Genomic DNA, 9,031 nt, shown 5'->3' on the forward strand with positions numbered 1-9,031 from the left:
GCCGCCGCCCACTGGCCGGGCAGCTGACCCCCTGCGCCCGCGCCGCGTTCAGTCCCGCCACCACCTGCGCCTCGGCGGGCGACTGCGCCGCGGCCGGAAAGGAGACCAGCGCCGCGAGCAGCCCTGCCGCCAACATGAGTTTGGCATGAAGCATGATGGGCGCAGCATAAGGACCGGGTGCGGGTCACGAAGTGAAGCGGCGGGCAGACGGGAAGGGGGTGGGGATGGTAGAGCGGCGTTCGGCAGCGACCCCTCATCGCGGTATTCCGTGACGCCCTGGGGAGGAAAGCGGCCCCCTGCAAGTTGTCCGGCCACCGCTGTCACAACCCCAGCAGCGCCCCCACCGCCGCCGCCCCCAGCACCACCACCGCGCTGTTCACCCGCGTGCGCCACAGCAGCAGGAACGCGGCGGCGGCCACTCCCGCCCCTGCCCACGAGGTCACGCTCGTCTGCCCCAGCACCAGCGCCCCCGCCAGCACCACCCCGCCGCCAAAGGGCAGGAGCGCTTGCCGGAAGGCGATCACCCACGGGTTCGCCCGGTGGCGCTCCCACGCCAGCGCCGCGACCGCTCCTACAAAGGCCGTCGGCCCGTAGAAGCCCAGCGTGGCGACGAGCGCCCCGGCGAGGCCAGCGGCGGCATACCCGTAGTGCGTGACCGCGAGCATGTTCGGCCCCGGCATCAGCTGCCCCAGCGCAAACCCGTTCGCCAGTGTGCCCGCGTCGATCCAGCCCCGCTCGCCCACCAGGACGCGCTCGATCTCCGCGACGTTGGTGCCCCCGAAGCTGATCAGGCCCAGCCGCACGTAGGCCAGGAACATCGCCCACAGCTCGGTCACCCCTGCCTCCGGGGACGGTGGATCAGCAGGCCCACGCCCACCATCGCCAGCAGCACGGGCAGCAGGTCCAGCCGCAGCACGCCCAGCACGAGGAAGGTCAGCACGACCACCGCCGGGCCGCCCCTGACCCCCCAGCCCACCCGCACGACCGGCAACGCGGCGGTCAGCAGCACGCCCAGCGCCGCGCAGGCCGCGCCCCGCAGCGCACTTTGCAGGGTGGGGGAGAGGTCCCCGGCCCCGCCCAGGGTCAGGGCACTCACCCCCAGCATGACCAGCAGCCCCGGCGTCAGCACGCCCACCACGCTGGTCAGCGCTCCCAGCCGGCCCGAGAGCCGCGCCCCCACCATCGCCGCGAGGTTGACCGCGTTCGGTCCCGGCGTGAGCTGCGCGAGGGTGTACGTCTCGGCATAGGTCTCGTCATTCATCCAGCCGCGCTGGGCCAGCGCCCGCCGGGTGTGGGCGGGCAGCCCCCCGCCGATGCCCGCCAGCGCCACGCCCACGAACATCCCGGCCAGCCGGGCAGGGGTGGGGGGAAGCGGTGGAGCGGGGTGGGGCGAGGTCATGTCCGGCAGGCTACGCCCGCGCCCGGCGGCCCAGCGCGTGACTGCGGCAGGAACAGTCCGGCCCAGGCGCTAGCCTGCCCCCACCGTGACCGACCCTGCCCCCTCCAACCCGGCCCCGCCCGACTACATCACCTCCCTGCGCTCGCTGATCGGCACCCGGCCCGTCAACCTGATGGGTGCCGTTGGACTTGTGCTCAACGGGCGGGGCGACCTGCTGCTCCAGCGCCTCGCCGGGCGGGACGTGTGGGGGGTGCCGGGCGGCCTGTGCGAACTTGGGGAACCGCCGCTGGAAGCCATGCGCCGCGAGGTCCGCGAGGAAACCGGGCTGGAGGTGCGCGGGGCCAGATTGCTCGACCTCCTGACGACCGGACACCGCCAGCTCCCCAACGGCGACGAGGCGTACTTCTACACGGCGGTGTACCACGTCACCGACTGGCACGGCACGCCCGTTCCCGACGGCGTGGAGGGGGTGGAAGTGGCCTTTTTCGGCCCGGACGACCTGCCGTCCCTGCGCGGGCAGCCCGGCGCGTGGGCCGCCGAGTGGTTACGGGCGCGTGGACCGCGGGCGACCTCCCCCCGGCCCTGAGCGGCCCTGCCCCGGACCGGGCGCGTGGGCCAGCCAGATCGTGTGGTGGGCCCCCTTGCCGGGGCGGGCACGGGCGGTCCGCACGTCCACCCGGAATCCGGCGCGGTTCAGGCGGGAGGTAAAGCGGCTGTCCCCGCTCGCCGACCACACCGCCAGGACCCCGCCGGGCTTGAGCGCGAGGCGGGCGGCGCTGAGCCCGGCGGGCGAGTACAGCCAGTTGTTGCCGTGGTGGGTGAACCCCTCGGGGCCGTTGTCCACGTCCAGCAGCACGGCGTCGTAGGTGCTGTGGCCTCCGCGCAGCAGCTCGGCCACGTCGCCCACGTGGACGCGGGTGCGGGGGTCGTCCAGCGGCCTCCCCGCGCAGTCGCCCAGCGGCCCCTGGTTCCACTCCACGACCTCCGGCACGAGTTCGGCCACCGTGACGGTGCCCCCCGGCCCCACCCCCCGCAGCGCCGCCGCCAGCGTGAAGCCCATGCCCAGGCCGCCCACCAGTACCTGCGGCCTGGCCTGGCCCCCGATCGCCGCGCACGCCAGGTCCGCCAGCGCGTCCTCCGAGGCGTGCATCCGGCTGTTCATCAGCTCGCTGGTCTGGGTGCTGAGGTGGATGGAAAACTCGTCCCCCCGCCGCGAGAGCCGCATCTCGCCGTCGGTTCCGGGGATGACGGCGCGGCCCAGCAGCTCCCAGGGCTTCACGCGGGGGCCTGGGCGGGGGAGGGGATGGGGGAAGAACGCATGGGGCCGACTGTAGCGGAGGTGGTACGCGTTTTGCCGCATTCTCGCGGGCCTGCCAGCGCGTACCCTGAGGCACCTATGACCACACCCACCCCGGACGCCGCCGTGCACGTCCGTGACCTGCGCAAGAGCTACACCGTCCACGAGAAGGAACCGGGCTTTCTGGGCAGCCTGCGCTCGTTCGTGCGCCGCCAGTCCCGCGAGGTGGAGGCGGTGCGCGGCGTGTCCTTCGACCTCGCGCCGGGCGAGGTGGTGGGCTTCCTGGGGCCGAACGGGGCGGGCAAGACGACCACCCTCAAGATGCTGTCGGGCCTGCTGCACCCCAGCGGGGGAGAGCTGCGCGTGGCCGGATTCGAGCCCAGACGCCGTGAGGCCGATTTTCTGCGCCGCATCACGCTGGTGATGGGGCAAAAGCAGCAGCTGATCTGGGACCTGCCCGCGCTGGATTCCTTTCTGGTCAATCAGGCGATCTACGAGATTCCCGACCCGCAGTACCGCGCCACCATGCACGAATTCACCGAGGTGCTGGGATTAGAGGGCATCCTCAAGAAGCAGGTCCGCAAGCTCTCGCTGGGCGAGCGGATGAAGTGCGAACTCGCCGCCGCGCTGCTGCACCGGCCCCGCGTGCTGTTTCTGGACGAGCCCACCATCGGCCTCGACGTGAATATGCAGGAGGCGGTGCGGGCCTTTATTCGCGACTACAACGAACGCTACGGGGCCACCGTCATCCTGACGAGCCACTACATGGCCGACGTGACGGCGCTGGCGCGGCGCATCCTGGTGATCGACCAGGGCCAGCTCGTCTTCGACGGCGACCTCGCCCGGCTGGTGGAGCGGGGGGGCGGGGGCAAGACGGTGCGGTTGCAACTGCGCCGCCCGGTGACCGCCGAGGCGCTGGCAGGCTACGGCTCGGACGTGAAGGTGGACGGCCTCAGCGCCGAACTCACCGTCCCCCGCGCCGAGGTCAGCCCCCGCGCGGCCCGGTTGCTGGCCGACCTCGACGTGGCCGACCTGACCGTGGAGGACCCGCCCATCGAAGCGGTGATGGCCGAGCTGTTCGGACGCAAGGACAGGGAAGTGGTCCGTGGGTAGTCCCCGCAGCGCGGGAGGCCGCCCATGACCGCCCTCTGGCGCAAGGTCCGCGTGCTGTTCTCCACCCGCTTCGCCGAGATGGTGGAATACCGCGCCGAGGTGGTCATCTGGATGCTGTCGGGCACCCTGTCGCTGGTGATGATGCTGGTGTGGATGGGGCAGGCGGCGTCGGCCCCGGACGGCCGGATCAACGGGTACACGCCCGCCGAGTTCGCCTCCTACTTCCTGGGCGTGTGGGTGACGGGGCAACTGCTGGTGGTGTGGGTGGCGTGGGAACTCGACATGGAGGTGCGGCAGGGCACGCTCTCGCCCAAGCTGCTGCGCCCGCTGGACCCCATGTGGGAGCACTACGCCGCGCACGTGGCCGAGCGGGTGGTGCGCCTGCCCGCGATGCTGGGGCTGGTGGCCCTCTTCGCGTGGCTGGCGGGGGCGAGTTTCAGCACCGACCCGCTGAACTACCTCGCCGCCTTCGGACTGGCGATGCTGGGCTTCAGCGCCCGCTTCCTGTGGGAATACTGCCTGGGCCTGCTGGCCTTCTGGACCGAATCCAGCTCCAGCTTCGGGGAGGTGGTCTGGCTGGTCTACGCCGCGCTGGGCGGGATGTTCGCGCCGCTGGCCTTCTACCCGCAGTGGGTGCAGAACATCGCCGTCTGGACGCCTTTCCCCTACATGCTGGGCCTCCCCGCGCAGCTTCTCGCGGGCAAGGCGTCGCTGGCCGACGCCGGGCGCGGGGCGCTGGTGCTGGGGGCGTGGCTGATCGTGTTCTGGTTCGTGCGGCTGGCCGTGTGGCGGCTGGGGTTGCGCAAATACGGGGCGGTGGGGGCATGACCCGCTACCTGCGCCTGATGCGCCTCTTTACCGGGGCCACCCTCTCCGCGCAACTGGAGTACCGGGCCAACTTCCTGGGGGCCATCCTTGCCAGCCTGGGGGAGGTTGGGGTGGCGCTGCTGGGCATCGGGGTGCTGTTCGGGCAGCCGGGCACCGAGACGGTGGGCGGGTGGACCTTTCGGGAGGCGCTGCTGGTGACGGGCTTTTTCATGCTCACCGAGGGCGTCATCAGCGTCTTTATCCAGCCCAACATGAGCAAGATCGCCGAAGCAGTCCGCACCGGCAGCATGGATTTCACGCTGCTCAAGCCGCTGGACGCGCAGTTCGGGGTGAGCACCCGGCACCTCAACGTGCTGCGGGTGGGGGACCTCTTGATCGGGCTCGGGCTGATCGCCTACGCCGCCTCGGGGCTGACCGTGACGGGGGGCGGCCTCGCGGGGGCGGCGGTGCTGTACCTCTCGGCAGTGGTGATCGTGTACTGCATCTGGCTGGCGCTCTCCACGACGGCGTTCTGGTTCGTCAAAACGCAGAACGCGAGCGAGCTGTTTAATGGCGTGTTCGGAGCGGCCCGCTTCCCGGTCACGGCCTTTCCGGTGCCCGTGCGGGCGCTGCTGACCTTCGTGGTGCCCGTCGCCTTGATCACCACGGTGCCCGCGCAGGCGCTGACCGGAACGCTGACGCCCGCGCTGGCGCTGGCCTCGCCGCTGGTGGCCGGGGCCGCCTTCGTGCTGACGCGGCTGTTCTGGCTCAGGGCCGTGGCGAGCTACACGAGCGCGAGCAGTTGAGGAACTGGCGGTGAGGCGAGGCCGAGCGGAGCGAGAGACCGGGGACAGCGGCTCGCGGAGATGGAAGGACAGACGGTGTCCCGTCCGGCTGTTCTGGAACCGGAGGGAGGCGCTGTGAAGATGGAGCGCTGGTCCGCCGCCCTCGCCCAGGCAGGGCTGAACTGGACGGGGCAACCCCCGCCGGGTTCGCTGGCAGAGGTGCGGGCCGCCCTCCCCGACATGGACGAGGCCACCCTGCGCCGCGCCGTGTGGGCCGCGCTGGGCCAGCCCCGGCCCCGTTCGCTGAGGCTCTCACCCGGGGTCCGATCTCGATTGGCGCACCTCACCGAACTGCGCGACGTGTTCTCGCCCGCCGACGCCGCGCGGGTGGGGGCGGAACTGGCGAGCGAACCCGGCTTGACCGCCGATCTCCTCGCGGTGCGGCCCTGGCTGCCCTCCGACACTTCGGCCCGCGAGGTGCTGACCGCTGTCCTGCGCGGCGAGTGGTCCGGCCTCCTTGCCCTGCTGGGGGAGCAGGGCCCCTGGGTCTACGCGGCGACGGTGGCCGACCTCCAGGCCCTCGCCCGCTTGAATGGCGAGCTGGTGGCGGCCGCCTCCCGTGCCGACGAGGAAGCCGTGCTGGACGCGGCACTGGCCTCCGGGCGCACCTTTCCGGCCTTGCTCGCCCGGCTGGAGGCGACCGACCACCGCCGCCCGGTGCCGGGCCCGGCCCCCGACCTCGCCGCGCTGGAGGCGGCCTTCTGGCGGGAGGCCGGGAGGCAGGCGCGGGACGCCCACGAGCGTTGGCAAACCCGGCGGCGTGAGGGCAGTTGACCGCAAGAGTGGTCACCCTGAGCGCGAGCGAAGGGTCTCGTTGACGACGTTGCGAGATGCTTCGCTCAGGCTCAGCATGACCATCTTTCGTGTCCACCGCTCTAGCCGTGTCCCTGGGGCACCNGGGAGGCCGGGAGGCAGGCGCGGGACGCCCACGAGCGTTGGCAAACCCGGCGGCGTGAGGGCAGTTGACCGCAAGAGTGGTCACCCTGAGCGCGAGCGAAGGGTCTCGTTGACGACGTTGCGAGATGCTTCGCTCAGGCTCAGCATGACCATCTTTCGTGTCCACCGCTCTAGCCGTGTCCCTGGGGCACCCCGCTCTGCCGTCCGTAATTCCGCCGGTACATCGCGTTCGCCCGTCCCAGCCCCAGCCGCTGGTAGAAGGGCACCACGTCGTCCTCGCAGCTCAGGTCGATGGCATACAGGTGCTCCAGTTGCCCCAGCAGATGCCGCATCAGCGCGGTGCCCAGGCCCCGGCCCTGGTGTTCCGGCAGGACTTCTAACAGCGGAATGAAGGCCGTCAGCACGCCGTCGCTGATCGCCTGCGCGAAGCCGACGACCTGCCCGTGCTCGTCCACCGCGAGCGAAATCCGGTACGACCCGGCGAGCAGGCGGTGAAAGGTCTCGGGCGTGGGCGGGTTGGGCCAGCCCACGAAAAAGCCCTGCAAGTTCTCCGGCGTGAGGCCGTCCAGCGAGTCGGTGAGGCGCATGGCCCCAGCCTGCCCCGGTGGGCCACCCTCCGGCGTCGGCCATCTGGCCTGGGCCGCGCGGGGACTGGCCCCGCCGCGCTAGATTTCCCCCCATGACGACGCCCCCCGCCGATGCCCCGGCTCCGCTCCTCTTCACGCCCCTCAAGCTCCGCACGCTGACCTCGCGCAACCGCACCGTCGTCTCGCCCATGTGCATGTACAGCGCGCAAAACGGGGTGGCGAACGACTTTCACCTCGCGCATCTGGGGCAGTTCGCGCTGGGCGGCGCCGGGCTGATTCTCACCGAGGCGACCGCCGTCTCGCCGGAGGGCCGCATCAGCCCGGAAGACCTGGGCCTGTGGGCCGACGAGCAGATCGTGCCGCTGGGCCACATCACCGATTTCGTCCACCGCCACGGCTCGCTGATCGGCGTGCAGCTCGCGCACGCGGGGCGCAAGGCGAGCACCTACGCGCCCTGGCGCGGACGCGGCGCGGTGCCCGCCGAGCTGGGCGGCTGGGAGGTGATCGGCCCGGACGGCGAGGGGTTTCACGAGACGTATCCCCGGCCCACTGCCATGACCGGGGACGACATTCGCCGGGTGGTCGCCGACTTCGCGGCGGCGGCGCGGCGGGCGGTCGTGGCGGGCTTCGACGCCGTGGAGATTCACGCGGCGCACGGCTACCTCTTGCACCAGTTTCTCTCGCCGCTGGCAAACACCCGCACCGACGAGTACGGCGGCTCCTTCGAGAACCGCACCCGCCTGCTGCTGGAGGTCGTCCGCGCCGTGCGCTCGGCGTGGCCGATGCACCTGCCCCTCCTGGTCCGGGTGAGCGCCACCGACTGGGCCGAGGGAGGCTGGGACCTCGACCAGACGGTGGGGCTCGCCTCGCTGCTGCGCTATGAGGGCGTGGACGTGCTCGACGTGAGCAGCGGCGGCCTCACGACCGCGCAGCGCATCACGCCGGGGCCGCTGTATCAGGTGCCGTTCGCCGCCCGCGTGCGGGCCGAGGTGCCCGACCTCCTCACGATGGCGGTCGGGATGATCGAGACGCCCGAGCAGGCCGAGGGAGTCCTCCAGAACGGCGACGCCGACCTCGTGGCGCTGGGCCGCTCCTTCCTGCGCGATCCCCACTGGCCGCAGCGGGCCGCCCGCACCCTGGGCGCGACCCCGCCGCTGCCCGACGTGTACGCGCGGGCGGGGTGGTAGGGAGCGCGTGGCGCGTGGCTTGTCGCGTGTAGGAAAAGGGGGGGGACGTGCGGAACGTCCCCCCCCTTCGGCTGCCCACATCAGCGCAGGCGGTCATCTCCGGGCGCCACCGCGAAGACGCCTCCCCAGGGCCGGTACTGGCTGCTGGTGCGGTCGGTCTTGGTCTGGCCGCGCCGGGTGATGCGGCGGACGATCTGGGTGTTCATCCCGGCGGCGGGCATGTCGAGGCGGCGGGCCTCGCCGGGGCGCAGGGCAGGGTCGGCCACGAAGCTGGGCGCGGGGGCCAGCCCGGTGGTCCGGACCTGCGGCGCGGACACCGTGACCTCGCGGTCGGGGGCCGCTCCGAAGAGGTGGACCTCCAGCGTCCCGGCCTCCAGGTTCCACTCGGCCTGCATCAGCAGGGGCGCGGCGGTGTCGTTGCGCAGGCGCAGGTTCTTGGCGGGGGCGTAGACCGTCGCCTCGTATCCCGGCGGGTCGTAGTAGGCGACGTGGTGGGAGTGCTGGTGGCGCTCGACGACCTCCATCCCGGCCTGGTAGCCCGCCCGGAACACGGTCGTGCTGACCTGACAGATGCCGCCGCCGGGTTCCATCGTCAGGCTCGCCCCGGTGATGACGTAGCCCGGCACGAAGCCCCGGTCCGCCGCGATGCGCCCCACCGTCCGGTTGAAGTCCAGCACCGCGCCCGGCTCCAGCCACAGCCCCTGAAAGCGGCCTGCACCCACCCGGATGTTGTGGACCCGGAAGTCGGGACTGCCCGCGAAACTTGACCGCCCGGTCGTCAGGTGGGTGGTCACGCCGCGCGAGTGCAGCCCGGCCACCGTGCGCTCCGGTGGGACAAGGCGCAGGGCGACCGCCGCCTCCCCCCGCTCCGCGAGCAGCGCCGCCCGCAGCCGCTCGGC

11 protein-coding genes are annotated in these 9,031 nt (G+C 72.1%); 6 read left to right on the forward strand and 5 right to left on the reverse strand.

Translation table 11 applies throughout. The features are described 5' to 3' along the window. Positions 1 to 320: 320 nt before the first annotated feature. Together QOL99_RS11995 and QOL99_RS12000 are read right to left on the reverse strand one after the other, a co-directional pair. Positions 321 to 836, reverse strand: a complete 516-nt coding sequence (locus QOL99_RS11995; RefSeq protein WP_285524127.1) for a chromate transporter — start codon at positions 834 to 836, stop codon at positions 321 to 323. After that, positions 833 to 1,399 (reverse strand): chromate transporter, encoded by a 567-nt coding sequence (locus tag QOL99_RS12000; protein ID WP_285524128.1) that lies wholly within the window; start codon positions 1,397 to 1,399, stop codon positions 833 to 835. The genes QOL99_RS11995 and QOL99_RS12000 overlap by 4 nt, the downstream gene beginning before the upstream one ends. A gap of 85 nt (positions 1,400 to 1,484) precedes the next feature. On the opposite strand from QOL99_RS12000, the gene QOL99_RS12005 reads away from it, so the two are divergent. Continuing rightward, positions 1,485 to 1,985, forward strand: coding sequence for an NUDIX hydrolase (locus QOL99_RS12005; RefSeq protein ID WP_285524129.1), 501 nt, complete (start codon positions 1,485 to 1,487; stop codon positions 1,983 to 1,985). On the opposite strand, the gene QOL99_RS12010 is transcribed toward QOL99_RS12005, so the two are convergent. Next, positions 1,944 to 2,678 carry a spermidine synthase gene (locus tag QOL99_RS12010; RefSeq protein ID WP_285524130.1) on the reverse strand — a complete coding sequence of 245 codons (735 nt, stop codon included), beginning with the start codon at positions 2,676 to 2,678 and terminating at the stop codon, positions 1,944 to 1,946. The two genes, QOL99_RS12005 and QOL99_RS12010, sit on opposite strands and share 42 nt — an antisense overlap. A gap of 117 nt (positions 2,679 to 2,795) precedes the next feature. Here QOL99_RS12010 and QOL99_RS12015 point away from each other — a divergent pair, with 117 nt between their 5' ends. The 4 genes from QOL99_RS12015 to QOL99_RS12030 all read left to right on the forward strand — a co-directional run bounded on the left by QOL99_RS12015 (position 2,796) and on the right by QOL99_RS12030 (position 6,235). Then, entirely contained in the window at positions 2,796 to 3,809 is a 1,014-nt protein-coding gene (locus QOL99_RS12015; protein WP_285524131.1) for an ABC transporter ATP-binding protein, read from the forward strand. A gap of 24 nt (positions 3,810 to 3,833) precedes the next feature. Continuing rightward, the gene (locus QOL99_RS12020) at positions 3,834 to 4,637 is read left to right on the forward strand and encodes an ABC transporter permease (RefSeq protein ID WP_285524132.1); all 804 of its coding nucleotides are present in this window, start codon (positions 3,834 to 3,836) and stop codon (positions 4,635 to 4,637) included. Next, positions 4,634 to 5,422 carry an ABC transporter permease gene (locus tag QOL99_RS12025; RefSeq protein ID WP_285524133.1) on the forward strand — a complete coding sequence of 263 codons (789 nt, stop codon included), beginning with the start codon at positions 4,634 to 4,636 and terminating at the stop codon, positions 5,420 to 5,422. Before QOL99_RS12020 ends, QOL99_RS12025 begins: the two co-directional genes overlap by 4 nt. Positions 5,423 to 5,542: 120 nt before the next feature. Continuing rightward, complete coding sequence (locus QOL99_RS12030; RefSeq protein ID WP_285524135.1) at positions 5,543 to 6,235, forward strand: hypothetical protein; 693 nt, start codon at positions 5,543 to 5,545, stop codon at positions 6,233 to 6,235. Between the two features lie 293 nt (positions 6,236 to 6,528). On the opposite strand, the gene QOL99_RS12035 is transcribed toward QOL99_RS12030, so the two are convergent. Beyond that, the gene (locus QOL99_RS12035; protein ID WP_285524136.1) at positions 6,529 to 6,945 is read right to left on the reverse strand and encodes a GNAT family N-acetyltransferase; all 417 of its coding nucleotides are present in this window, start codon (positions 6,943 to 6,945) and stop codon (positions 6,529 to 6,531) included. Between the two features lie 92 nt (positions 6,946 to 7,037). On the opposite strand from QOL99_RS12035, the gene QOL99_RS12040 reads away from it, so the two are divergent. Continuing rightward, positions 7,038 to 8,132, forward strand: coding sequence for an NADH:flavin oxidoreductase/NADH oxidase (locus QOL99_RS12040; RefSeq protein ID WP_285524138.1), 1,095 nt, complete (start codon positions 7,038 to 7,040; stop codon positions 8,130 to 8,132). Positions 8,133 to 8,212: 80 nt separating this feature from the next. Here QOL99_RS12040 and QOL99_RS12045 read toward each other — a convergent pair. Then, on the reverse strand, positions 8,213 to 9,031 hold an 819-nt coding region (locus tag QOL99_RS12045), incomplete at its 5' end, for a VanW family protein (protein WP_285524139.1).

Source organism: Deinococcus rhizophilus, assembly GCF_030271215.1.
Classification (GTDB): domain Bacteria; phylum Deinococcota; class Deinococci; order Deinococcales; family Deinococcaceae; genus Deinococcus; species Deinococcus rhizophilus.